General features: G+C 63.3%; 24 protein-coding genes. 12 read left to right on the forward strand and 12 right to left on the reverse strand.

Annotated elements, in window-relative coordinates:
- The first annotated feature begins 26 nt into the window (after nt 1-26).
- Nucleotides 27-455, forward strand: coding sequence for a hypothetical protein (locus LB577_RS25505; RefSeq protein ID WP_224689425.1), 429 nt, complete (start codon nt 27-29; stop codon nt 453-455).
- 103 nt (nt 456-558) lie between these two features.
- Here the strand turns inward: LB577_RS25505 and LB577_RS25510 are convergent, their stop codons facing one another.
- Nucleotides 559-1,242, reverse strand: a complete 684-nt coding sequence (locus LB577_RS25510) for a response regulator (protein ID WP_013895059.1) — start codon at nt 1,240-1,242, stop codon at nt 559-561.
- A gap of 206 nt (nt 1,243-1,448) precedes the next feature.
- On the opposite strand from LB577_RS25510, the gene LB577_RS25515 reads away from it, so the two are divergent.
- From LB577_RS25515 to LB577_RS25530, 4 genes are all read left to right on the forward strand, one after another.
- The gene (locus LB577_RS25515) at nt 1,449-2,144 is read left to right on the forward strand and encodes a fumarylacetoacetate hydrolase family protein (RefSeq protein WP_224689426.1); all 696 of its coding nucleotides are present in this window, start codon (nt 1,449-1,451) and stop codon (nt 2,142-2,144) included.
- Nucleotides 2,145-2,148: 4 nt separating this feature from the next.
- Nucleotides 2,149-2,799, forward strand: coding sequence for a maleylacetoacetate isomerase (maiA, locus tag LB577_RS25520; protein ID WP_224689427.1), 651 nt, complete (start codon nt 2,149-2,151; stop codon nt 2,797-2,799).
- Nucleotides 2,789-3,274 (forward strand): DUF4262 domain-containing protein, encoded by a 486-nt coding sequence (locus LB577_RS25525; RefSeq protein ID WP_224689428.1) that lies wholly within the window; start codon nt 2,789-2,791, stop codon nt 3,272-3,274. The genes maiA and LB577_RS25525 overlap by 11 nt, the downstream gene beginning before the upstream one ends.
- Nucleotides 3,275-3,362: 88 nt before the next feature.
- Nucleotides 3,363-4,403: a zinc-dependent alcohol dehydrogenase family protein gene (locus tag LB577_RS25530; RefSeq protein WP_224689429.1), complete on the forward strand. Its 1,041-nt coding sequence runs from the start codon at nt 3,363-3,365 to the stop codon at nt 4,401-4,403.
- A gap of 21 nt (nt 4,404-4,424) precedes the next feature.
- Here the strand turns inward: LB577_RS25530 and LB577_RS25535 are convergent, their stop codons facing one another.
- A complete protein-coding gene (locus LB577_RS25535; RefSeq protein ID WP_224689430.1) occupies nt 4,425-5,288 on the reverse strand; it encodes a DMT family transporter in 864 nt (287 codons plus the stop codon).
- A gap of 106 nt (nt 5,289-5,394) precedes the next feature.
- Between LB577_RS25535 and LB577_RS25540 the strand changes: the two genes are divergently transcribed.
- On the forward strand, nt 5,395-6,813 hold the full coding sequence (locus tag LB577_RS25540; protein WP_224689431.1) for a PLP-dependent aminotransferase family protein: 1,419 nt from the start codon (nt 5,395-5,397) through the stop codon (nt 6,811-6,813).
- Between the two features lie 2 nt (nt 6,814-6,815).
- Here LB577_RS25540 and LB577_RS25545 read toward each other — a convergent pair whose 3' ends face one another.
- A complete protein-coding gene (locus tag LB577_RS25545; protein ID WP_224689432.1) occupies nt 6,816-7,706 on the reverse strand; it encodes a LysR family transcriptional regulator in 891 nt (296 codons plus the stop codon).
- 128 nt (nt 7,707-7,834) lie between these two features.
- Here LB577_RS25545 and LB577_RS25550 point away from each other — a divergent pair, with 128 nt between their 5' ends.
- Entirely contained in the window at nt 7,835-9,271 is a 1,437-nt protein-coding gene (locus LB577_RS25550; RefSeq protein WP_224689433.1) for an MFS transporter, read from the forward strand.
- Nucleotides 9,272-9,415: 144 nt separating this feature from the next.
- Here the strand turns inward: LB577_RS25550 and LB577_RS25555 are convergent, their stop codons facing one another.
- The 3 genes from LB577_RS25555 to LB577_RS25565 all read right to left on the reverse strand — a co-directional run bounded on the left by LB577_RS25555 (nt 9,416) and on the right by LB577_RS25565 (nt 11,999).
- Nucleotides 9,416-9,913, reverse strand: coding sequence for a MaoC family dehydratase (locus tag LB577_RS25555; protein WP_140573867.1), 498 nt, complete (start codon nt 9,911-9,913; stop codon nt 9,416-9,418).
- A 259-nt stretch (nt 9,914-10,172) separates the two neighbouring features.
- The gene (locus LB577_RS25560) at nt 10,173-10,601 is read right to left on the reverse strand and encodes a phasin family protein (protein ID WP_023780364.1); all 429 of its coding nucleotides are present in this window, start codon (nt 10,599-10,601) and stop codon (nt 10,173-10,175) included.
- A 102-nt stretch (nt 10,602-10,703) separates the two neighbouring features.
- Nucleotides 10,704-11,999 carry a DUF445 domain-containing protein gene (locus tag LB577_RS25565; protein ID WP_224689434.1) on the reverse strand — a complete coding sequence of 432 codons (1,296 nt, stop codon included), beginning with the start codon at nt 11,997-11,999 and terminating at the stop codon, nt 10,704-10,706.
- 287 nt (nt 12,000-12,286) lie between these two features.
- Between LB577_RS25565 and rirA the strand changes: the two genes are divergently transcribed.
- On the forward strand, nt 12,287-12,748 hold the full coding sequence (gene rirA / locus LB577_RS25570; RefSeq protein WP_013895047.1) for an iron-responsive transcriptional regulator RirA: 462 nt from the start codon (nt 12,287-12,289) through the stop codon (nt 12,746-12,748).
- A gap of 28 nt (nt 12,749-12,776) precedes the next feature.
- Here the strand turns inward: rirA and LB577_RS25575 are convergent, their stop codons facing one another.
- Genes LB577_RS25575 through hemP form a run of 5 tightly spaced genes read right to left on the reverse strand, consistent with a single transcriptional unit; the run spans nt 12,777 to nt 16,934 of the window.
- On the reverse strand, nt 12,777-13,568 hold the full coding sequence (locus LB577_RS25575; protein WP_224689435.1) for a heme ABC transporter ATP-binding protein: 792 nt from the start codon (nt 13,566-13,568) through the stop codon (nt 12,777-12,779).
- 22 nt (nt 13,569-13,590) lie between these two features.
- Nucleotides 13,591-14,694 (reverse strand): FecCD family ABC transporter permease, encoded by a 1,104-nt coding sequence (locus LB577_RS25580; protein WP_224689436.1) that lies wholly within the window; start codon nt 14,692-14,694, stop codon nt 13,591-13,593.
- A gap of 5 nt (nt 14,695-14,699) precedes the next feature.
- A complete protein-coding gene (locus tag LB577_RS25585) occupies nt 14,700-15,638 on the reverse strand; it encodes a hemin ABC transporter substrate-binding protein (protein WP_224689437.1) in 939 nt (312 codons plus the stop codon).
- 10 nt (nt 15,639-15,648) lie between these two features.
- Nucleotides 15,649-16,707, reverse strand: coding sequence for a hemin-degrading factor (locus LB577_RS25590; protein ID WP_224689438.1), 1,059 nt, complete (start codon nt 16,705-16,707; stop codon nt 15,649-15,651).
- Between the two features lie 20 nt (nt 16,708-16,727).
- Nucleotides 16,728-16,934 carry a hemin uptake protein HemP gene (hemP, locus tag LB577_RS25595; protein WP_224689439.1) on the reverse strand — a complete coding sequence of 69 codons (207 nt, stop codon included), beginning with the start codon at nt 16,932-16,934 and terminating at the stop codon, nt 16,728-16,730.
- A 200-nt stretch (nt 16,935-17,134) separates the two neighbouring features.
- On the opposite strand from hemP, the gene LB577_RS25600 reads away from it, so the two are divergent.
- Genes LB577_RS25600 through LB577_RS25615 form a run of 4 tightly spaced genes read left to right on the forward strand, consistent with a single transcriptional unit; the run spans nt 17,135 to nt 21,298 of the window.
- Complete coding sequence (locus LB577_RS25600; protein WP_224689440.1) at nt 17,135-19,312, forward strand: TonB-dependent hemoglobin/transferrin/lactoferrin family receptor; 2,178 nt, start codon at nt 17,135-17,137, stop codon at nt 19,310-19,312.
- Nucleotides 19,313-19,317: 5 nt separating this feature from the next.
- Nucleotides 19,318-19,761: a hypothetical protein gene (locus LB577_RS25605; RefSeq protein ID WP_224689441.1), complete on the forward strand. Its 444-nt coding sequence runs from the start codon at nt 19,318-19,320 to the stop codon at nt 19,759-19,761.
- A gap of 53 nt (nt 19,762-19,814) precedes the next feature.
- The gene (locus LB577_RS25610) at nt 19,815-20,924 is read left to right on the forward strand and encodes a TonB family protein (RefSeq protein ID WP_318013559.1); all 1,110 of its coding nucleotides are present in this window, start codon (nt 19,815-19,817) and stop codon (nt 20,922-20,924) included.
- A gap of 59 nt (nt 20,925-20,983) precedes the next feature.
- Nucleotides 20,984-21,298, forward strand: a complete 315-nt coding sequence (locus LB577_RS25615) for an antibiotic biosynthesis monooxygenase family protein (RefSeq protein WP_224689442.1) — start codon at nt 20,984-20,986, stop codon at nt 21,296-21,298.
- 126 nt (nt 21,299-21,424) lie between these two features.
- On the opposite strand, the gene LB577_RS25620 is transcribed toward LB577_RS25615, so the two are convergent.
- Nucleotides 21,425-22,477 (reverse strand): glycosyltransferase family 2 protein, encoded by a 1,053-nt coding sequence (locus LB577_RS25620; protein WP_224689443.1) that lies wholly within the window; start codon nt 22,475-22,477, stop codon nt 21,425-21,427.
- Nucleotides 22,478-22,513 lie beyond the last annotated feature (36 nt).

Below are 22,513 nucleotides of genomic sequence, written 5' to 3' on the forward strand. Positions count from 1 at the left end.
CACCGTAATTCCCGAGAAAACCCATCATGATAGTGCAATTCTATGGCATCACCTTCGACGCGCCCGTCGGATGGGAAGACATAACTCACGACCTTCCTGCAGGATCACCGCCCACCATAGCTAAGGCATCGGGCGTCAGCGCCGTTCAATTCTCTATTGCGAAGTATCGAAGCGGGAAAAAGCCAAACGCGGATTTTGGCGTTCTCAGGTCATTTATGCTCGAGTTTTGTCAAAAAAACAGTATAGATTCCAAGCACATTTGGGCTAAAAAATTTAACAACACAATGTGTGTTGGTGTATTATCAAAGACCGAAAAACAAGTACTGGCTGCATGGTACTTATCACACAGAAATAATTTCGCGCTCGTCACATATATATCTCTTGATGAAGAGCAGCACCTTGTGGATGAGGAATTGGAAGAAGCAAGAAAAATAGTTTCGTCTATATCATTCTAACGTAAGAAAAAAATCAGTAAATATTATGCAATTGCGCAAACCCCGCTCTTCACACCTTTAACAGCGCATTTCGGCCATGTTCGCCCGACCATTGGCACCGCCCTCAAAATCCCGCCTGATCGCGAAACAGCTCCGCATTGTCCAGCTTCGAAACCTCGATCACCGCTTGCGTGCGGCTGTAGACATTGAGCTTGCGCAGGATCTCGGAGACATGCGCCTTGACCGTGGTCTCGCCGACCTGCAGCTCATAGGCGATCTGCTTGTTGAGCAGACCCTGGCGCAGCATCTGCAGCACCCGCAACTGCTGCGGCGTCAGCTTGGACAGGCGCTGGACCATGTCGGCGCGGTCGCTGCTGTCGGCGTCCGCCGGCTGGCCCTCATAGGTTTGCGGCACGTAGATGGCGCCGTCCATCACCGAGCGGATGGCGGCCGCCAGGTCGCTCTTGCGCGCCGATTTCGGAATGAAGCCGGCCGCACCATAGGACAAGGCCTCGGAGATGATCCTCGGCTCCTCATATCCCGACACGATCACCACCGGCAGGCGCGGATAGCGGGTCCTGAGCTGCAGCAGGCCGTCGAAGCCATGCACGTCGGGCATTGAGAGATCGAGAAGCGCCAGGTCGAAAGGCTTGGCGTCAGCCAGGAGATCGAGCGCCTCGGTGATCGAGCGCGCCTCGACCGTATCGACTTCCGGATAGGCCATCTGAACGGCGCTGTGCAGCGCCTCGCGAAACAGCGGATGGTCGTCGATGATGAGGAACCGGGCGCGATCATTGACTGCGGTCATGACATTCGTTCCGAAGCCCCGTATTCAGTTTCCAGCACAAGCTAATCCCACGAGCATGACCGGATTATTGCCAAATAGTCTACCGTTGATCGCCGGATTCGCATACAGGCACGGCGGCGCGAGTGCCCTGTGAAATGGGACGCCTTGCCCGGCCCCTGAATTCGGCCGAAGGTACCCGGCATCCGACGTCCAAGACAGAGACCGCCATGACCGCCTTCGTTCTCCCCGTCCCGCCAACGCCTTCTGTCGCCGTCAGCGGGTCAACCGAGCGGTTCGCCGTGCGCCGCATCTTCTGCGTCGGCCGCAACTACGCGGCGCACGCGCGCGAATTCGGCAATGATGAGCGCGATCCGCCCTTCTTCTTCACCAAGCCGGCCGACGCAGTGGTCGATTCCGGTATGACCATTCCCTACCCGCCGCTCACCGCCAACCTGCACCATGAGATCGAGCTGGTCGCCGCGATCGGCAGACCGGGCTTCCGCATCCCGCGTGAGCGGGCGCTGGATCATGTCTGGGGTTATGGCGTCGGCATCGACCTAACCCGCCGCGATTTGCAGGACGAGGCCAAGAAGGCGGCGCGGCCCTGGGACTGGTCGAAGGCATTCGACCGCTCGGCGCCGTGCGGCCCACTGGTCCCGGCGCAAAAAAGCGGCCACCCACGGGAGGGCCGCATCTGGCTCGCGGTCGACGGCAAGGTCAGGCAGGACGCCGACCTCGCCGAGCTGATCTGGCCGATCGCGGACATCGTCTCGATCTGCAGCGAGGCGATGGAGCTCGCTGCCGGCGACCTGATCTTTACCGGCACGCCCGCCGGCGTCGGCGCGGTCAAGCCGGGCGAGACGATGACCGGCGGCGTCGACGGCATCGGCACGATCGAAGTCACCATTGGCCAACCGAAGTGAGCGCATGAGCGAGTTCGTCCTGCACAATTATTATCGGTCCTCCACCTCGTATCGGGCACGGATCGCGCTGGAGATGAAGGGGTTGAGCTATGACTATGTCCCACACCATTTGCGCCGTGGCGACCATCTGGAACCGGCCTATCTCGCGGTCAATCCGCAGGGGCTGGTGCCGGCGCTGGTGCTGGGCGACGGGACCCTTTTGACGCAGTCGCTGGCGATCATCGAATATCTCGACGAGATCCAGCCCGAACCGCCGCTGCTGCCTGGGGACGCACTTGGCCGGGCGCGCGTGAGAATGCTGGCGCAGATGATCGCCTGCGACATCCACCCGGTGAACAATCTGCGTGTGCTGACCTCGCTGCGCACCCTGTTCGGCGCCGGCGACCAGGACATCACCAACTGGTTCCGCCACTGGGTGAACGAAGGTTTCCAGCCGCTTGAAAAGCTCCTGGCGTCGTCGCCGCAGACCGGAACATTCTGCCACGGCGAGACGCCGGGGCTCGCCGATATCTGCCTGGTTGCACAAATCGCCAGCAACGCCCGTTTCGGCGTCGATTTGGCGCCCTACCCAACGATCGCACGCATCAACGCCGTCTGCCTGGCACTGCCGGCCTTCCAGAAAGCCTCGCCTGAGAAACAAATCGATGCCGAATAGGGAAGCCAAAGATCCCGCGGAAGCCAAGGCGCTGGCCGATGTCGAGGCATATGGCTGCCACATTCTCTACGTGATGGAAGAGGACGACAACCCACCGTTCAGCTACTCGGTTGGCATAGAGCACAACTTCAAGGCTCCAGAGTTGATCGTCATCGGCCTGAAGCCTGAAATCTCCCAATCCATCATCAACGAATATTGCAGGCGAGTCCGATCAGGCGAGATCTTCGAACCAGGACAGCGAGCGTCCGGCTTCGTCAACGGCTTCGATTGCCAGTTCGGCACCGTTCATGTGGGGCATTATCGCGAGCATTTCGGCTGGGATATCTGGTTCTACGATGGGCTCGATTTTCGCGTCATGCAGCTGATCTTTCCCACGACCGAAGGGGTCTGGCCATGGGAGGCCGACGCCAGCGACTGGTTCCGAGCGCGCCAGCCATTGCTCGATACCGAGCCTTCGCCAAAGGACATGGACTGACCTGTCCGGCGGAATCGATTTCCGCTTGACCGGACAAGGAATCGGCTATCGTTTCACGAACGCATGCCGTCTTAGGGTGGAGTGACCGATGAAAGCCGTCGTCTTCGAGAAATTCGGCGAAGCGCCGACGATCCAGACCGTTCCCGATCCGAAACCGGCCGCCGACGGCGTCGTCATCAAGGTCGAGGCGACCGGGCTCTGCCGCAGCGACTGGCATGGCTGGATGGGCCATGACGCCGACATCCGCCTGCCGCATGTGCCCGGCCACGAACTCGCCGGCATCGTCGTTGCCGCCGGCAAGCAAGTGACCCGCTGGAAGGCCGGCGAGCGCGTCACCGTGCCGTTCGCCGTCGGCTGCGGCCATTGCTTCGAATGCAATTCGGGCAATCACCAGGTCTGCGAACATCAATCGCAGCCCGGCTTCAACGCCTGGGGCTCCTTCGCCGAATATGTCGCCATCGAGCACGCCGACACCAACCTGGTGCGCCTGCCCGACGAGATGGAATTCGCCACCGCCGCCAGCCTCGGCTGCCGCTTCGTCACCTCGTTCCGTGCCATCGTCGACCAGGGCCGGGTGACGCCGGGCGAATGGGTGGCGGTGCATGGCTGCGGCGGCGTCGGCCTGTCGGCGATCATGATCGCCAGCTCGATGGGCGCCAATGTAATCGCCATCGACCTCACCGACGAGAAGCTGGAGTTCGCCAGGAAGATCGGCGCCGTCGCCACCATCAACGCGTCCACGACGCCGAACGTGGTCAAGGCAGTCAAGCAGATCACCAACGGCGGCGCGCATGTGTCGATGGACGCGCTCGGCCACCCGACCACCTCGTTCAATTCGATCGCCAATCTGCGCCGGCGCGGCCGCCACGTGCAGGTCGGGCTGATGCTTGGCGATCACGCCCGCCCGCAGGTGCCGATGGACAAGGTGATCGCCTTCGAACTCGAAATCCTCGGCAGCCATGGCATGCAGGCCTATCGCTACCCGGCGATGATGGAGATGATCCGCCACGGCAAGCTCAAACCAGAACTGCTGGTCGGCAAGAAGATCAGCCTCGACGAGGCGCCCGCCGCGTTGATGGCGATGGGTGGCTTCGAGGGGATCGGCATCGGAGTGGTGACGAAGTTCTAGGTGCGGGACTCGCTCCTCCAACTACCGCGCAAACTTCTTCGCCCCGAACACGCACCCCACCACGCCGAGCGTGACGGCCACCATCAGCGGGCTAACCTGTTCGTGCAGCAGCATCGCCGCCAGCGCGAGGCCGAAGAAGGGCTGCAGCAACTGCAGCTGCCCGACCGCGGCGATGCCGCCTTGCGCCAGACCGCGATACCAGAAGACGAAGCCGATCAGCATGCTGAACAGCGAGACATAGGCGAGCCCGATCCAGGCGTGGGAGCCGACGGCGGCAAACGACGGCGGCAGGGTCGCCAAAGTCAGCACCAGCATGATCGGCAGCGACAGCGTCAGCGCCCAGCAGATCACCTGCCAGCCACCGAGCTTGCGCGATAGCGCGGCGCCCTCGGCATAGCCCAGGCCGCAGACGACGATGGCGGCGAGCATCAAACCGTCGCCCGCCGGCGAGGCCGTCACGCCCTGCATCAGCGCAAAGCCCCCGACCAGCGCGCTGCCCACGCAAGAAAACAGCCAGAACGCCGGTCGTGGACGCTCACCGCCGCGCAGCACGCCGAAGATCGCGGTCGCCAGCGGCAGCAGGCCGACGAAGATGATCGAGTGGGCGGAGGTGACGTGCCTCAGCGCCAGCGCGGTCAGCAGCGGAAAGCCGACCACCACGCCGAGTGCGACGATCACCAGCGACAGCAAATCCCCGCGCTCCGGACGCTTTTGCCGGAACAGGAGCAGCATGGCCAGGCCAAGCAGCCCGGCAATCGCGGCGCGGGCCGATGTCAGGAATGTCGGATCGAAATCCACCACCGCCACGCGCGTCGCCGGCAGCGAGCCGCTGAAGATCAGCACGCCGATAAATCCGTTCAGCCAGCCGCTCGCGATCTTGTCCATTCCAGGCTCCATGTCTTTCGCCCTCTATCGGGCAGGCACCCATGGTGCAGCCAGAGACAATGGGATACAATTTCACGAAACTGTAATGAACAATTGAGCAGTACAGATGGCCGAACCCGCTTTGGAACCGGACGGTGCACACGCTATTGTCGCGACCACCCTCGTCGAGACTGTCATGGCGACCATTCGCCAGCGTATCGCCGCGCGCAGCCTGACACCGGGAGCGCGACTGCCCTCGATCCGCGCCTTCGCCAAATCCATGCAGGTGTCGAAATCCACCGTGGTCGAGGCCTATGAGCGGCTCGCAGCCGAAGGCGCGATCCGCTCCCGGCCGGGCTCCGGCTTTTATGCCGCCGGATCGCTGGCGCCGCTGTCGCTGGCCGAGATTGGCCCTCGCCTCGACCGCGCCGTCGATCCGCTCTGGGTCTCGCGCCAGTCGCTGGAAGCCGGCGACGAGATCCTGAAACCCGGCTGCGGCTGGCTGCCGGCCTCATGGATGCCGCAGGCCGGACTGCGTCGCGCGCTGCGCACGGTGGCGCGTGCCGATGATGTCGCGCTCGCCGATTACGGCACGCCGCTCGGCTTGCCGCCATTGCGGCAATTGCTGGCGCGGCGCATGGCCGGGCATGGCATCGAAGTCTCGCCTGAACAGATCATGCTGACCGAATCGGGCACGCAGGCCATCGACCTGTTGTGCCGGTTCCTGATCGAGCCCGGCGACACGGTGCTGGTCGACGATCCCTGCTATTTCAATTTCCACGCTTTGCTGCGCGCCCACCGCGCCAAGGTGGTTAGCGTTCCCTACACGCCATCGGGACCGGATATCGAGCTGTTCGCGCAGGCGCTCGCCGAACACCGGCCGCGGCTCTACATCACCAATTCCGCCATCCACAACCCGACCGGCGCGATCCTGTCGCCGGTCACGGCGCACCGGCTGCTGAAACTCGCCGATCAATCGGACCTGACCATTGTCGAGGATGACATCTTCGCCGATTTCGAACATGCCCCCGCCCCCAGGCTGGCGGCCTTCGATGGTCTCAGCCGCGTTGTCCAGATCGGCAGCTTCTCCAAGACACTGTCGGCCTCGGTACGCTGCGGCTTCATCGCCGCGCCCCGCGACTGGATCGAGGGCCTGACCGACCTCAAGATCGCCACGACCTTCGGTGGCGGACGGCTGGCGGCAGAACTGGTGCTGACGCTGCTGAAGGACGGCAGCTACCGCAAGCACATGGACTTGCTGCGCGCCAGGCTTGCGCGCGCTATGAGCGAGACCAGCACCCGCCTGAAGGCGATCGGCATCACGCCCTGGATCGACCAGCCGGCCGGGCTGTTCCTGTGGTGCAGCCTGCCCGATGGCGTGGACGCGGCCGAAGTCGCACGCCGCGCCCTGGCCGATAATGTCGTGCTGGCGCCCGGCAACGCGTTCAGCCTGTCCCAGACCGCCAGCCGTTTCCTCCGCTTCAATGCTGCCCAGTGCGAAGACAAACGGATTTTCAAGGTGCTCGAGGCGGCGATAGCGCGCTGATCTCAGCGGCTCACGCAAACCTCCCGCACGCAGTCACGCAACCAGCGTTGCGCCGGGTCGGCATCGAGGCGCGGATGCCAGAGCATCGATATGGTGACATCCGCGATGGCGACCGGCAGCGGAAAACTATGCATGCCGGCGCGCGCACCAACCGTATGCCGCTCGGGCACGCTGGCGATCAGGTCCGAGCCGCGTGCCATGGCGAGCGCGGCCGAGAAACCCGACACCATGCACACGACCGTCCGCTGCAAGCCAAGCGCGCTCAGGGCCTCGTCGATCGGCCCTCTCTCGCGGCCACGCCGCGAGACGCTGATGTGCCGGCCCGCCGCATAGCGCTCGGGCGTCACCGGGCCTTCGCCCAAGGGATGGCCGGCTCGAACAACACCGATGAAGCGATCGCGAAACAGCGCCTGGATACGCACTTCGGGACCGGTTTCACCGGCGACGCCGATTTCCAAGTCGATCGCCGCTTCGCGCAGCGACATCGCGTCCTTGTCGGACTTCGGCGCGAAACGCAGCCGCACCCCTGGCGCATCGGCCTCGATGCGGGCGACGAGACGTGGTCCGAATTCCTCGACGAAGCCTTCGTTGGTGCGCAATGTGAAGACTTGGTCCAGGCTTGAGAGATCAAGCAGTTCGGCGGGGCGCAGCAGCGCCTCCGCATCCTGGACGACAGGGCCGACCTGCCGCCGCAATTCTTCCGCGCGCGGCGTCGCCACCAAGCCGCGTCCGGCGCGAACCAGCAGGGGATCGCCTGTCGCCTCGCGCAGCCGTGCAAGTGTCCGGCTCATGGCCGAAGGGCTGAGACGCAAACGGCGCGCGGCGCGTGCCACGCTGCCTTCCGCGAGCAGAACGTCCAGCGCAAAGAGCAGATTGAGATCGGGTGACGTCATCGGCCGATCATAGCATGATATGGCGTTTGATGCACGAGTATGATGCAAATGCTGCGCCTTCCGCCATATCAGCCACAGGGCTAGACCTCCGACAGCTCCGGTACCGGAGCCGACAAAAGGAGATCGTCATGGCAGTCGCCGAGCAAAATGGGCTGATATCAGCGCCGCAACAGAAAGAATCCGCCGGCTGGGCGCTGGCCAGCCTGTCGCTCGCCACGCTTTTGTCGTCACTCGGAACCAGCATTGCCAGTGTCGGGCTGCCGTCGCTGATGCAGACGTTCGGGGCCTCGTTCCAGGCCGTGCAATGGGTGGTCCTGGCCTATCTCCTTGCCATCACCACGCTGATCGTCAGCGCCGGGCGGCTGGCCGATATGTTCGGGCGCCGGCCGTTGCTGCTTGGCGGCATCGCACTGTTCACGGCGGCGTCCGTGCTCTGCGGCCTCGCGCCGACACTGTGGCTGCTGATCGCCGCGCGCGTCGTCCAAGGACTGGGGGCGGCGCTGATGATGGCGCTGACGCTGGCCTTTGTCGCCGAAACGGTGAGCAAGGACCGGACTGGCAGCGCCATGGGCCTGCTCGGCGCTATGTCCGCGATCGGCACGACACTCGGTCCTTCGCTCGGCGGCTTGCTGATCGCCGGCCTCGGCTGGCGGGCGATCTTCCTGGTCAATGTCCCGCTGGGCCTCCTGACCTTTGCGCTCGCCTGGCGTGCCCTGCCCGCTCGCAGCAATGGAACGCATGCCGCCCGACGCAAGTTCGACGCGACAGGCACGGCGCTGCTCGCCCTGACCCTGGGCGCCTATGCGATGGCGATGACGCTTGGCCGGGGTAGTTTCGGCGCGCTCAACATCGGCCTGCTGGCCGCGGCCGGCATCGGCGTCATCCTGTTTGCCATTGCGCAGACGAGAGTGAAGACACCGCTGGTCCAGCTCGCCAGCTTCCGCGACCTCCAGCTCAGCGCCTGCCTGGTGATGAGCCTGATCGTCGCCACGGTGATGATGGCGACCCTGGTGGTTGCGCCGTTCTATCTGTCGCGCGGGCTTGGGCTGGATGCCGCGATGGTTGGTCTGGTGCTTTCCACCGGGCCGCTGGTCTCGGCCCTGTCGGCGCTGCTGGCCGGACGACTTGCCGATCGTTTCGGAGCCCACAGGATGATGGTCGCCGGCCTGCTCAGCCTCGCCATGGGCACCTTACTGCTGTCGCTCGCGATGACGAAGCTCGGCATCACCAGCTATGTCGTTCCCATCACCGTCACCTGCTTCGGCTACGCCCTGTTCCAGACCTCCAACAATGCGGCCGTCATGAGCGGTGTCGGCGCCGGCGAGCGCGGGGTGATATCAGCCCTGCTCAACCTGTCGCGCAATCTCGGCCTGATCACAGGCGCATCCTTGATGGGGGCGATATTCGCGGTCGCGTCGGGGCAAGGCGCTGCGGACACGGCGATCCCGTCGCCGGCCGCGGCTGCGCAGGGAATGCAGACCACTTTCGAAGCGGCAACCGGCATGGTGCTAGCTGCGCTGATCCTAGCAGTTCTTTCGGCCCGTTTTTGCCAGCCGGATACCTAGCACCTCCGCCTCACAATAGTGGTGGTTTCCGGGAGCCGGAGCGGAGCGTACTGAAGTACGTGACCACAGTTCTACTGTGACGCAGTAGAACGGGGATGCGCAGGAGGCCAGCGTTTGCAAGCCGGCCTCACCTGAATATGGATATCAGGCCCCTGCCCGTTTGCGGCGCTCATAGAGCAAGACCAATGTTTCAGCCGTCAGCGCCGGCTTCTCCTCGCCTTCGATCTCGACCGTGTTGGCGGCCTTCATCAGATACTGGCCGGGCCCCCTGTCTTCCATGGACAGCAGCACCGTACGCAGCCTGATGCGCGCGCCGACCTTGACCGGCGCCAGGAAGCGGACCTTGTCGAAGCCGTAGTTGAACGCAGCCTGCGTATTCTCCGGCACGATTCCCATGCCGAGCGCCAGCGCGCCGATGATCGACAGCGTCAGGTAGCCATGCGCGATCGTGGTGCGAAACGGGCTTTGCCGCCGCGCCCGTTCCGGATCGACATGGATCCATTGATGGTCGCCGGTGCATTCGGCGAACTGGTCGATACGGTCCTGGTCGACAGTGGTCCATTCCGAGACGCCGAGTTCCTGCCCGGACATCGTCCTCAACTGCTCGTAGGTCGGCGGCGTTTTAGGCCGTATTTCTGTCATTCCTGCTTTCCCGATCGCTTTCAGCGCCTCCGGACCACGAACTGACGGCCTCTGTCAATTCGCCCTGCGCGAATCCGTTCCGCCGAATTCCAGCGGAATCGTGCCATGCCTTGCGATTCAATGGCAGGGTCGAATCCGGATTTTCGGGCCTCCCGGCCCTGCTGGCGCTTATTCCATGGCGTGGATGCAACTACGCGCAAGGTTGCGGAACTGCGAGCCGGCGTGCCCGGATGAAGGCGGAGCGACAGGCCTCGAGAGCCTATTTCTGCCCATAACCGGCGCGGATTTCCTCCATCGCCTCCTTGATGCGCGCGCGCAGGATATCGATCGATTCGGTGCCGGATTTCCGGGCCAATTCAGCCACTTCCCCAGCATTTTTCAGCGCGGCCTCGAAGGATTTCTTGGCGAACTCCGTCTGCTTGGCCATGATTTCCTGCGGATTGCCCGGCGCCCGGTAACCCTGCGCCATGTCGGCAACCTCGCGCAGCGTGTCCTGCAGCATCTCGCGTTGCCTCGACAACAGCGAGGTCGCGCCCGCGGCGCCGGCTCGCGCCGATTTCTCCAAGGCTTCGAGGTTCTTGCGATGATGGGCAAGGATCGCCTCGACATCGACATTGGGCACCTTCAGGTCGCGGCCGAACCTGCCGAACATATCCATGAAGGAATCGGATTCCGGTTGTTTGGCCATGATGTCTTCTCCCCTATGCCGCGGATGCGGGTGCCTCGTCGGGAGCATAGCACTCGGCTGCCGCGTGTCCATTTCGAACACGGGCATGGCGACCGATGCGCATCAATTGACCGGGAGCAGGAGCTCGATCGTGTAGAGCGCGATACCCGCCAGCCCGCCGATGATCATGCCGTTGAAGCGGATGTATTGCAGGTCCCTGCCGATGTTCATCTCGATCAGCCGCGTCAGTTGGGCAAGGTCCCAGCGCTTGACCTGATCGGCGATGAATTTCGACACGCCGCTCTTCTGGCTCTCGACGAAGGAGGCGAGCGCCACGACGAACCCCTGGTTCATGTCGGCCCGGATCTGCGCGTCGCCGGCAAGATGGCGCCCGACCTCGACGAACATGTTGGCGAGATGCGCGCGGATCATCGAATTCGGCGCCTTGGCGTCCTGCTCGATGAACAGGCTGAGGCTTGCCCACATGTCGCCGGTCAATCCCTTGACCTCCGGCCGGGCCAGAAAATCCCGCTTCATCTGCTCGGCGCGCTTGGCATATTGCTTCGACGTTCTGAGTTTTTCGATGAAGCCTTGGGCGAAACGGTCGAATTCGGCGCGCATCGGATGGTCGGGATCGGCCCGCACCTCGTCGAGCAGCGAGCCGGCCGAGGCGACGATCTTCTTCAGGAGATAGGCGTCGGCCCGGAACAGGTTGAACAGCGACGGCAGCTCCTCGCGGATTTTTTCGCGCATCGTTGCCAGTGCCTGTTCGTCATTGAGGAACCGCCCGATCACCTTGGTGAATTCGTCGAACAGTTTCTGGTGACGGCGGTCGTCAGTGAGCGCGGACAAGAGTTCGGCGGCGAGTGGCGCCAACGGCACCTTTTCGATCTGCTCCAGCATGCGGCTGGTGACGAAGCCACGCAGGCCGGATTGTTCTACGGCAACCAGCGTCTGCGGCACCAGCCGCACGACAAAGCGCGACAGCCCGGCTGCGCGTTCGCCGTCGGCCAGCCAGTCGGCGACCAGCGCCGAAAAATCGACCTCGGCAAGCTTTTCACGCACCGGTTCCGGGGCGAGGAAGTTCGCCTCGATGAAGCGGCCGAGATTGTCGGCGATGCGGTTCTGGTTCTCGGGAATGATGGCTGTATGCGGGATCGGCAGCCCAAGCGGCCGCTTGAACAGCGCCACAACCGCATACCAGTCGGCCAGACCGCCGATGGTCGCCGCCTCGGCGAAGGCCGCGACGAACCCCAGCCACGGATAGGTGTGTTCGAACGACTTGGCCAACGCAAACACCAGCACGCAAAGCGCCAGCGCGGCCGTGGCGACGAACTTCGTCCGCCGCAAAGCGGAAAGCTTGGCGGCAGCGTCGGCATCGAAACGGACTGGCGCCAGGGACGAAGCCGATTGTGCCATGGATGAACTGCTCCTCGCCGATCTCTGGGATTGGATCTCGAGCCTATCTAGTGTTGCGACCGCCGAAATGCCCGTGACAGCCACATCGCCCCGCGTTTTGCCCGGCTCCGCACATAAAGTTGACGAGAATATTCATCTATAATGCCCGGCTAGTCTGGAATTATTCCAAGGTATAGGCCATATTCGGCCAAGGCCAGCGCGGCGAATCCCAAATTCCGGATGAGAGCCGCGCCGGCAAGTTCTGGAATCTGGCGCGTTGCACCGCACCAGCGCTGAGTGAGGACGAAATGCGGCTTACACGCCAGACCAATTATGCCATGCGCATCCTGATGTATTGTGCCGCCAACAACGACCGGCTGAGCCGTATTCCGGAGATCGCGGCCGCCTATTCGGTGTCGGAACTGTTTCTGTTCAAGATCCTGCAGCCGCTGGTCGAGCACGGCCTTGTCGAGACCGTGCGTGGTCGCAATGGCGGCGTCAGGCTTGGCCGCGCTGCCGAAGCGATCAGCCTGTTCGACGTCGTGCGGGTGACGGAAGAAAGCTTCGCCATGGCCGAATGCTTCGAAAACGATGCCGCCGAATGCCCGCTGGTCGACAGCTGTGCGCTGAATTCGGCGCTGCGTGAAGCGCTGAACGCGTTCTTCGCGGTGCTGGAGCGCTACACGATCGCCGATATGGTGGCGGCGCGCCCGAATGTGCGCAGCCTGCTCGGCATCGATATGCTGGAGCGCCGCGCCCCGGCCGCCTGACCTGGCCAGGCCGGCCTTACCTGAAATATCAACCGACCGACGATTGCGGCAGCACGAACGGCATGTTGCCGGTCGGCAGCACACCGACCCGGAGCCGGCAGTCGAAAACCTTCTCGATCAGATCATCGCTCAGCACATCCCGTGGCGAACCGGTCGCAGCCAGCCGGCCGCGATGCATGACGAAGATGCGGTCGGCGTACATGGCCGTCAGATTGAGGTCGTGCAGGATGGCGACCACGCCACCGCCCCTTCTGGCAAAGTCGCGGGCGATGTTCATGATGATCAGCTGGTGCTTGATGTCGAGGCTGGAAACCGGCTCATCGAGGAACAGATAGCGCGGTCTGCCGTCGAGCACCGGTGCCCAGACCTGGCACAGCACGCGTGCAAGCTGGACGCGCTGCTGCTCGCCGCCCGAAAGCTCCTGGTAGAAACGCCCGGCAAAGCCGTCGAGATCGACACGCGCCAGCGCCCGCTCCGGCAGCCGCAGATCCTCGCCCGGCAAGGCGCCCGAGCGGCCACCGACAAGGCCAAGCTTGACCACCTCGCGCACGGTGAACGGAAACGACAGTGTTGTCGCCTGCGGCAGCACCGCCCGCTGGACGGCGATCTCGACCGGCTTCATGGCCAAGAGATCGCGGCCGTTGAGAACGACGCGTCCGGTAAAGGCAAGTTCGCCCGACAGGGCCTTGAGGAAGGTCGTCTTGCCCGACCCATTGGGGCCGACGATCGCCGCCACCTCGCCTGGCCGTGCATCGAAATCGACACCGCCGACGATGCGCTTGCCAGCGATATCAACCGAAACATCCCTCGCCTCGATCATCCCAGCCTCATAATCCCAAGCCTCACAGGTCAATCACGCCGCGCTTGCGCAGCAGGATCCACAGGAAGAACGGTGCACCGGCTATCGCGGTGACGATGCCGATCGGCAATTCGGCCGGCGCCACGACGGTGCGGGCGACAGCGTCGGCGAGCAGCAGCAGCGAGGCGCCGAGCAGCGCCGAAGCCGGCAGCAGGTAACGATTGTCCGGGCCGATCAGCAGGCGCAGCAGATGCGGCACCACGATGCCGACGAAGCCTATGCCGCCGCTGACGGCGACCGATGCGCCGACCGCCGCCGAAACGCCGATGATGGCCGTGTACTTCAACCGCTGCACCGGAATGCCGAGATGGCCGGCGGTCGCCTCACCCAGCGCCAGTGCGTTGAGGCCGCGCGCCAGGAACGGCATCGCTGCCAATGCCAGCACGATGATCGGCCCGACCGAAGCGATCTTGCCCCAGGTCGCGCCGCCGAGCGATCCGAGCGACCAGAAGGTCAGGTCGCGCAGCTGGCGGTCGTCAGCCGTGAAGATCAGGATTCCGGTCAGCGCCATGGCAAGCGCTGCCAACGCGATGCCGGCCAAAAGCATGGTGGCGACCGAGGTTTGCCCGCGCCGCGTGGCAACCTGATAGAGCACCAGCGTCGTGGCAAGGCCGCCGAAGAACGCCGCCAGCGGCAACGCAAGCGTGCCGAGCAAGGCCGTCACTGGAGCTAACATTGTCCCACCGAGCACGATGATGGCCACCGCGCCGAGACTGGAGCCGGCCGAAACGCCGATCAGGGCGGGGTCGGCCAGCGGATTGCGGAACAGGCCCTGCATGACGGCGCCGGAGACCGCAAGTGCTGCACCAACCAGCATGCCGAGAACGACGCGCGGCAAGCGGATGTCATAGACGATCAGGCTGTCGCGCGCGCTCAGCGCCGCATCGCCTGGAACGGCTCCAGACAACCAGTCCCTGATGACGTTGACGGCGGATGCGTCGGACGCACCCGATGTCAGCGACAGGAACACGGCAGCCGCGAGCCCCACGCACAACAGCAGGATGACGATGCGGGCGCGACCCGAGCGGTCGCCTTCGGATGCATTCGCCATCACCTTCACCGGGCCGGCGATCGACTGATCGACCATGATGCTCAGTCCGTGACCTGCGCGCCGTAGAACGAGACGGCGAGATCGTGGATGGCATCCGCCGTGCGCGGCCCGAAGCCGAGCAGATAGCCGCCATCGATGCGGATCAGCTTGCGCGCGGCACCCGCTGGCGTCGAGGCGATCAACGGATTGCCGAACAATTCGTCGTCCGACACCGGCGGCCCGGCATTGCTCATCATCAGGATCACGTCCGGCCTGGCGGTGATGATCGCTTCGTCGGACAGTTGCTTGTAGCCGGAGAAGCCCTCGATGGCATTGACCCCGCCCGCCAGCCTGACCATGCCGTCGGCCGCGGTGTCGCTGCCGGCCGCCAGGATCTTGCCGCCCTGTATGGACAGCACGAACAGGACGCGCTTGCGCTCCTTGATCGAGGCCGTCCGCCTTTCGGCGGCGGTGAGCTTGGCATCGAGCTCCTTGGCCAGCACCTCGGCCTTGGCGTCGACGCCGAGTGCCTTGCCGACAATGCGGACCTTCTCGAGAATGCCTTCGTGACTATAATGCTCGGGCACTTCGATGAACGGAATGCTGGTCTTCTTCAGCACATCGACGGCTTCCCTGGGGCCGCTGCCATGCAGCGCCAGGATGCCGGTCGGATTGACCGATAATACGCCCTCGGGCGAGAGCGCGCGCATATAGCCGATATCGGGCAGGTCGAGCGCGGCCTTTGGATAATTGCTGGTGGAATCGCGGGCCACCAGACGTTTCTCCTCGCCGAGCGCATAGACGATTTCGGTGATCGAACCGCCTATCGCCGCGATCTTCGACGGGTCGGAGAAGACCGAGACGCCTTCGGCGGCGCCGGCCGGCTGCAGCGCGGCAAAAGCAAGGGAGAGGCCGATCATCGGCGCAAGGATTGATCGGCGTACTGCCGGCAGGTTCATGGCCGGCCGATTCAGGGCCGGCATGTTCAGGAAAGAACGCATCACACTGTCCTCAGGCTGCCGTGGGGTTTGGGATGCGCGGCAGGTTCTCGGCCAGGAACCGCCAATCGTCGCGCTCGCTTTCGCCTTCGTGGCGCTTGCCGAAGAACTGGATGATCATGCTGCCGTCGGCGGCGTAGACCTCGAGCGATGTGACATGGCCATCCTTGGTCGGCTTGCGCACCGCCCAGACCTCATGAATGTGGTCGGTCCGCAGGTGCAGGTGGAAGGTCTCGTCCAGCACGTTGATCCACGGCCCCATCGGCTTGATCGACTTGACTGGCCCGGAATGGATCTGGATGCAGCCGCGGTTTCCGACAAAGCACATGATCGGCATCTCGCCTTGGGCGGCGTGATGGAACATGGCCTGGACCGCGTCATTGTCGAGCAGCCAGGCATAATCCTGGCCGACCATGCGCACCGCCTGGCGGCGGCTGAGCTTCAGCGTCTTCAGCATGCCGAAGAACTGGTGCACATCCGTCAGCCGGCTCCAGCGGTCGCGCAAATCGTCGAGATTGGCGGTGGCCGCCGAGGCCTCGTTCTCTTCGGAGATTGGCCCTGAAATGTCGATCGTCGGCTCCTGGTTCGATGATTCCAGGGAGGCGACCAGCTTCTGGTAGGCGTAGAGGCTGGAGCCCGGCCGCAAATGCACCTTGTGCACCGCCTCGCCCGCCGCGTCGAAGAACTGCAGGCTGCGGCGGATCTCTTCGCCATCGCGCTTTTCAACGGCAAAGCCGTGCGCCCAGATTTTCGGGAAGATGCGCAGATCGATGTTTTCGCCAAGCACCATGGCATTGTGGTTGCCGGTGACGACCTTGTCGTAGACGCCGATCTTTTCATGCACGGCGCTTTCGTTGCGGGTCAACGCCATCACCTCCCCGACGGCCTCGAGCCCGGTCAGTATATCGTTGACGCGCGGCTCGATGCGGACCACGCCGTCACCGCAATGCGCGGCGACCAGCTCGGCCTCCGAAATGCCGAGCTGGCTCGCCAGGTCACGCTCGCGCGTTTTCGGATTCTCCATCCGTGCCCGCCGGATTTCATGTGGGGCGGGTTTTACGCGCTGGTCCATGTCTTACCCCTGATAGCTTGTTACTTGTTCAAAATGAGCTTGCCCTGCCGGGTGATCTTCAGCCTGTAGAGAGCACCATGGTGCTCGATGCCGATCTCGTGCTCGCCCTGGAACAGCGTGTTGCTGGAGAGCGTTCGCACCGCCAGCGGGATCCGATCGAAACGGACTGCGGTGTCGTCGGAACGGCGGACGCGATGGCGAAAGTCATTGGGATTGTGCGTGTTCATCTGGGTCGATCCCTTTCCTGTGCCGGGCATCTGGCTAGGCGTTGCATAATTACCGATTCATTTCTTGACTCGAATAATCATGTTTATTAGTCAGTGCAATACCGGAGCAAACGAGTCAAGATTTAAGACGCCGGACACGATCAAAAATGCCAGCCAGCCCCGGGCGAGCCAGCATCGAACTTGGAATCTGGAGTTGGGGCATGGGGTTGATGAATTGGGAACGGCGCGGCCGGTTGGCGGCGAACGGTGCGGCGGTTTTGCTGGCAGGCGTGGCGGCGATCGCGTTATCGGCGCAACTTGCCAACGCCCAGCAGGCAACGCAGCTGACGGATGAGGCGAAAAAGACCGATCAGGAAAAAGCGGCGCCTGCGGGCGCGACGCTGCTCGACAAGGTGTTGGTCATCAGCCGCACCGGCGAAACGGCGATCGAATCGCTGGCCTCGGCCAGCCATGTCGACCAGGAGCAACTCGACCGCCGCATGGCGACGACGCCGAACGAGATGCTGCTCGGTGTTCCCGGTGTTGCGACACAGGCCGACGCCAGGCGCGTCAGCACCAGCATCAACATACGCGGCCTGCAGGATTTCGGCCGCGTCGCGGTCATCGTCGATGGCGCGCGGCAGGATTTCCAGCGTTCGGACCACGGCACCCAGTCGACCTTCTACATCGACCCGGAGCTCGTCAAATCCGTCGACGTGATCCGTGGTCCCGTCGCCAACACCTACGGCTCGGGCGCCATCGGCGGCGTCGTCTTCTTCGACACCAAGGATGCCGTGGACTTCCTCAAGCCGGAGGAGACATGGGGCGCTTCGGTAACCGGGCGCTATGAGAGCAATGGCAAGGGCTGGACCACCAGTGCCTCCGGCGCCTATCGTTTCAACGAGAACTGGGATGCGCTCGGCAATATCGTCTACCGCAACTACGACAACTACAAGGATGGCGGCGGCGATACCGTCAACGGCACCGGCTTCGACGTGCTGAGCGGCCTGCTCAAGACCACCCTCCGTCCGACTGACAACAGCGAATTGAAGCTCGGCTGGGTCGGTTCCAACGACAGTTGGGACGAAACCAGCGGCGGCGTGCCGGTCAACGATGTCGACCTGAAGTCGAACACCTTCACGGCCCGCTACAACATCACGGATGAGGACAAGAGCTGGCTCGATCTCCACATCAACACCTCATACAACAGGACCAATCTCGATCTGACCAGCCTCGTTCCGCAAAACCGCTTCGATCCGGTCACCGGCCTGCCCGTGGTTCTCCCGGCAGGATCGCAGTCGACATTTGACGTCGGCACGACCGGCATCGACATCTGGAATACGTCCCGGTTCGAAACGGGCGGCGTCGCCCATGAACTGACCTATGGCGGCGACTGGGTCGGCGACAACGTCAAGACCGGCGGCGCTGCCGGCGGCGACAGCTTCTATACGCCTTCGGGCAAGCGCAACGTGTCCGGCGCCTATGTCCAGGACAAGCTCACCTGGGAGTGGCTCGAGGTGATCGGCGGCCTGCGCTACGACAGCTACAGCCTGAAGGACGATACCCACGACATTTCCGGCGACAGGGTATCGCCGCGCATTACCGTCGGTGTCTCGCCGTTTGAATCCGCCGGGCTTGCAGGCCTTCAGTTCTATGGCACCTATGCGGAAGGCTATCGCTCGCCATCGATCACGGAGACGCTGATCAGCGGCAATCATCCGGCCGGCGTCAGCTTTCCTTTCCTGCCCAACCCCAATCTGCGGCCCGAGACAGGCAAGACCACCGAATTCGGCATCAACTACAAGCAGAATGACATCCTTGAGACCGGCGACGCGTTCCATCTCAAGGCGGCCTATTTCAACAACGACGTCGACGACTATGTCGATGGCGTGACGCTGTCGCCGTTCGACCCGACCAGCGGCTGCCCGTTTGGGCCGGGCATCCCGATCTGCTTCCAGTACCAGAACTTCGCCAAGGCAAAGATCAACGGCTTCGAATTGGAAAGCGTATACGACGCGGCATGGGGTTATGCAGGTCTCTCTGCCTCGATCACCAACGGCTATACCATATCGTATGAAGGCGACCGGGCGGACCTCGCCACCATCCCCTCCTCGCAGGTGACGGCGCAGCTCGGGCTGCGCTTCCTGGAAGACAGGCTAACCGTCGGCGGCGAAGTGCAGTACAATGGCAAGCCGAAGGGCAATGCGGTGGCCGAGGACTATACGCTGGTCAATGCCTTCGCCAGCTACCAGGCCACCGACAATCTCAAAGTCGATTTCCGCGCCGACAATCTGTTCGATGTCAAATACGTCAACCCGCTCAACGGCAGCACGACAGTCGCCGTCTACGAGCCCGGCGTAACCTTGAAGCTGGCGGCAACCATGCGCTTTGGAGGCTGATGACCATGACGAGCTTGACGACATCCCTTCGTCTGCTGACCTCGATGCTGGCGATGTCGCTTGCGACGGCTCCGGCGTGGGCTGAAGAGCCCGCGCCGGTTCCCGCGCTCACCCTCGAACTCAACGCCGCGCAGCCTTCCGACAAGGGCTGCCGGCTGACCTTCCTGGTCAACAACAGTCTCGGCGCCGACCTCTCCAAGGCGGCGTTCGAGATCGCGCTGTTCAACGAGGCCGGTGTCGTCGACCGGCTGACCGTGCTCGACTTCAAGGATCTGCCGGCCGGCAAAACCAAGGTGACGCGTTTCGATCTCGCCGGCACCGACTGCGCCAAGATCAGCCGCGTGCTGATCAACAGCGCAACGGAATGCGCCGGCACCGGCGTCGAACCGAACGCCTGCATGCGCAAGCTGAAGACAGGCACCAAGACCGGCATCGCGTTCGGCGTCTGAGAACGGCGTTGGGACTGCATCCCGCATTCACGCGAAACACTGTGGCCTGGCCGATGGCTGCCTATGACCAGCAGCCGCCGTCAGCGAACGAACTTGATTTGACAATTCTGCTCAGGTCGCTGCAGGTCTCGTCGCGAGACATGCAGGACATCAGCCCGCTCCCCGACGCCAGCGCCGAGCTGGCTATAAAACCAATCGAACCGCTTGCGTTGGTGGGGCCGACTGCTGGCGCCGGCAAGTGGGCGACGGCAATCGTCACCTCCGGCCTGCTCCATGCCGCCGTGGCGGCGGCTTTTCTGATTTCATCCTCGGGATCGTTCGATTCCAAGGATGCGGTGCAGCCGGAAGGCAGCGATCAGGTCGGAGACAAGATAGCCGGCAGCGCACTGGACAAGGATCCGGCGGCAGTGAATGTCAAGCTGGTGCCGAGCCCGCCGCCGGCCAAGTCAGAACCCCCAAGGGCAGCCAAGCCGGTACCGCCCACAAAACCTTTGCAGCCTGAGCAAGAAACCGTGAAGCATGCTCCCGAGCCTGTCCGGGACGCGGCGAAGCAGGCATCGGAGCCCTCGCCGGAACCAGCCAAACAGTCTGTGGCCACGCCGGACATACTGGTGGCGGCAACGCCGCGCCCTGATAACCAGAGCGTCGCCGCTGAGAATATGACTGCCAAGACGGAAACGCCGGCACAGCCAGGCGTCCAGGCCGAAACCGTCGAAATGCCTGTCGCCGTTCCAGACCAACCGCCAATCCCCAGCGCCAGGCCAACCCCGGCTGCCGCCCCTTCAAAAACAGCGGACGAGAAGCGCGGCACGGCGGATGGCCGGGATGAACTGGCGCAGGCGGCCAGCAAGGGTAAAAAGCAGAAGGAAGCAGGCAGCGACGCGGAATTCAGCTATCGCAGTGACGTCATCAGAAAGCTTAGCCGTGTCAACCGCAGCGTCCCGCCTTCGGTGCAACTGACCGCACGCAACAACGCCGTGGTGACGTTCGTCATCGGCAGCCGAGGCGGCATCGATGAACTGCGCATCCTGCAAAGCTCAGGATCGCCCAACTTCGATCAGACCGCCCTCGGCATCGTGCGCAAGGCCGCGCCCTTCCCTCCAATTCCGCCTCAGGCCGCAAGCTCGAGTTTGGAGTTCGAGGCTGAAATCGGCCCATTTTGAATACGCCCGGAACGAACTGCCGCCGCGCCAACCATCAACGTCCGCATGAAAGGAACCCCATGTACATCGCCATGAACCGCTTCAAGGTGCAGGCCGGCTCGGAGGCCGATTTCGAAGCCGTCTGGAAGAACCGCGATTCCAGCCTTGCCGAGATGAAAGGCTTCCGCGAATTCCATCTGCTGCGCGGCCCGGTCAACGAGACCGAAGGCTACACGCTGTTCGCCTCGCACACGGTGTGGGCGAGCCACGACGATTTCGTCGCCTGGACCAAGTCGGAGAACTTCCGTGCCGCGCACAGGAATGTCGGCACCACGAAAGTCCACTATCTCGGTCACCCGCAATTCGAGGGCTTTTCCGTCGTCGAGGGTGCCTGACGATGGAAACGTCGTGCAAGCCGCCTGAAGTCTCGTCCTGCTACATCAAGGCGGCGAAGTGCCGTCGCTGCATTTTCGGTTGCGCCCCGGAAGAGGCGTAGGTCCCAGCGACCACGACACCAACTTTTAGGCTTGGCCGAACAAGCGCCGCAGATGCCGGACGGCACTCTTGCGCCACCATCGCCAACGGTTTCTTGGGCTGAGAAAGGGCGCTATGCGTGGATCGTCAAACAGCCTGCCAAATCGCCTTAGATGATGGGCAAGCACCTCTGACACGAAGCCCTTGCCGTGTATCGAGTCGAGGCGTTCGGCATCGGCCAGGACATAGTCCAGGACTTCGGCGCCCAGCTTGATGTGGCTGGCGTTATGCGCCGGCGTCTGCTGGACATGTCCACCCGCGTAGGCATCGTTGGTGGAGGCGTTGGCCCCGTGCAGCCGGTAGAGGCCCAGACATTCGGACAGGAGCAAGCTGCCGGCCGCCAAATGCGCGCAGGTCGCCGTAAGATAGTCGGTGCTCATGCGGGACTGGAACGGGAAGGCCAGAACCGGTTCCAGCGCTCCGCGTCGGAAAACCATCGAGGATGTCGGCGCCCATAGCCAACCATAGGTTCGGGGTCCGAAGTAGGTGATCGCGTGTTCCGTGGAATAGCCGATGCCTGCGGCTATTTCGCCGAGCCGACTGGTGGGCGGCACGGCGACACCGCGTGGGTCCATCTCCGAACGTGGCTTGCGCATCATAACGTAGGTGCCACCAAGGACGACGCGATCGCGATCGACCACAAGGACGTCGGAACTCGACAGAGATGCCGGGTGTACCAAGTTCAGATGAGCCGACAGGTGCGCGGCGAGAAAATTCGGCAGCCAGACATCATCGGCATCGAGGAACGCCACGAATGGCTGATCGCCGGCGGCAAAACCGTCACGGAACGCTGCAATCTGGCCGCCATTTTGCGGCCGCACCAGCAGACGCAGGCGAGGGTCGCCTATCGTTTCGAGAAGCTGGCGCACATGTTCGGCCGAACCATCCGTCGAGGCATCGTCAACGATGACGCAGTCCCATTTCTGATAGGTCTGCGCCAACACCGAGCGGATCGCATCCCCGACATAGGCGCAATAATTGTGACAAGTGATGATAACGCCTACTCGAGGAAGCTCGAATAGCATTGTCGTGCTTGGCATGCGCGGCTTGCCCCGATTGATGCCCAGGTTTTCGGG

Origin of the sequence: Mesorhizobium sp. B283B1A, from assembly GCF_020165735.1 — a bacterium.
Lineage (GTDB): Bacteria > Pseudomonadota > Alphaproteobacteria > Rhizobiales > Rhizobiaceae > Mesorhizobium > Mesorhizobium opportunistum.

Coding starts and splice junctions, on each gene's coding strand:
- LB577_RS25580 (WP_224689436.1), bottom strand. CDS start 14,694: ATGGTCGATCAGTCGATCGCCGGCCCGGTGAAGGTGATGGCGAATGCA.
- LB577_RS25585 (WP_224689437.1), bottom strand. CDS start 15,638: ATGCGTTCTTTCCTGAACATGCCGGCCCTGAATCGGCCGGCCATGAAC.
- LB577_RS25530 (WP_224689429.1), top strand. CDS start 3,363: ATGAAAGCCGTCGTCTTCGAGAAATTCGGCGAAGCGCCGACGATCCAG.
- LB577_RS25575 (WP_224689435.1), bottom strand. CDS start 13,568: ATGATCGAGGCGAGGGATGTTTCGGTTGATATCGCTGGCAAGCGCATC.
- LB577_RS25545 (WP_224689432.1), bottom strand. CDS start 7,706: ATGACGTCACCCGATCTCAATCTGCTCTTTGCGCTGGACGTTCTGCTC.
- LB577_RS25610 (WP_318013559.1), top strand. CDS start 19,815: ATGGCTGCCTATGACCAGCAGCCGCCGTCAGCGAACGAACTTGATTTG.
- LB577_RS25515 (WP_224689426.1), top strand. CDS start 1,449: ATGACCGCCTTCGTTCTCCCCGTCCCGCCAACGCCTTCTGTCGCCGTC.
- LB577_RS25525 (WP_224689428.1), top strand. CDS start 2,789: ATGCCGAATAGGGAAGCCAAAGATCCCGCGGAAGCCAAGGCGCTGGCC.
- LB577_RS25615 (WP_224689442.1), top strand. CDS start 20,984: ATGTACATCGCCATGAACCGCTTCAAGGTGCAGGCCGGCTCGGAGGCC.
- LB577_RS25540 (WP_224689431.1), top strand. CDS start 5,395: ATGGCCGAACCCGCTTTGGAACCGGACGGTGCACACGCTATTGTCGCG.
- LB577_RS25605 (WP_224689441.1), top strand. CDS start 19,318: ATGACGAGCTTGACGACATCCCTTCGTCTGCTGACCTCGATGCTGGCG.
- LB577_RS25505 (WP_224689425.1), top strand. CDS start 27: ATGATAGTGCAATTCTATGGCATCACCTTCGACGCGCCCGTCGGATGG.
- hemP (WP_224689439.1), bottom strand. CDS start 16,934: ATGAACACGCACAATCCCAATGACTTTCGCCATCGCGTCCGCCGTTCC.
- LB577_RS25535 (WP_224689430.1), bottom strand. CDS start 5,288: ATGGACAAGATCGCGAGCGGCTGGCTGAACGGATTTATCGGCGTGCTG.
- LB577_RS25560 (WP_023780364.1), bottom strand. CDS start 10,601: ATGGCCAAACAACCGGAATCCGATTCCTTCATGGATATGTTCGGCAGG.
- LB577_RS25565 (WP_224689434.1), bottom strand. CDS start 11,999: ATGGCACAATCGGCTTCGTCCCTGGCGCCAGTCCGTTTCGATGCCGAC.
- LB577_RS25620 (WP_224689443.1), bottom strand. CDS start 22,477: ATGCCAAGCACGACAATGCTATTCGAGCTTCCTCGAGTAGGCGTTATC.
- maiA (WP_224689427.1), top strand. CDS start 2,149: ATGAGCGAGTTCGTCCTGCACAATTATTATCGGTCCTCCACCTCGTAT.
- LB577_RS25590 (WP_224689438.1), bottom strand. CDS start 16,707: ATGGACCAGCGCGTAAAACCCGCCCCACATGAAATCCGGCGGGCACGG.
- LB577_RS25600 (WP_224689440.1), top strand. CDS start 17,135: ATGGGGTTGATGAATTGGGAACGGCGCGGCCGGTTGGCGGCGAACGGT.
- LB577_RS25550 (WP_224689433.1), top strand. CDS start 7,835: ATGGCAGTCGCCGAGCAAAATGGGCTGATATCAGCGCCGCAACAGAAA.
- rirA (WP_013895047.1), top strand. CDS start 12,287: ATGCGGCTTACACGCCAGACCAATTATGCCATGCGCATCCTGATGTAT.
- LB577_RS25555 (WP_140573867.1), bottom strand. CDS start 9,913: ATGACAGAAATACGGCCTAAAACGCCGCCGACCTACGAGCAGTTGAGG.
- LB577_RS25510 (WP_013895059.1), bottom strand. CDS start 1,242: ATGACCGCAGTCAATGATCGCGCCCGGTTCCTCATCATCGACGACCAT.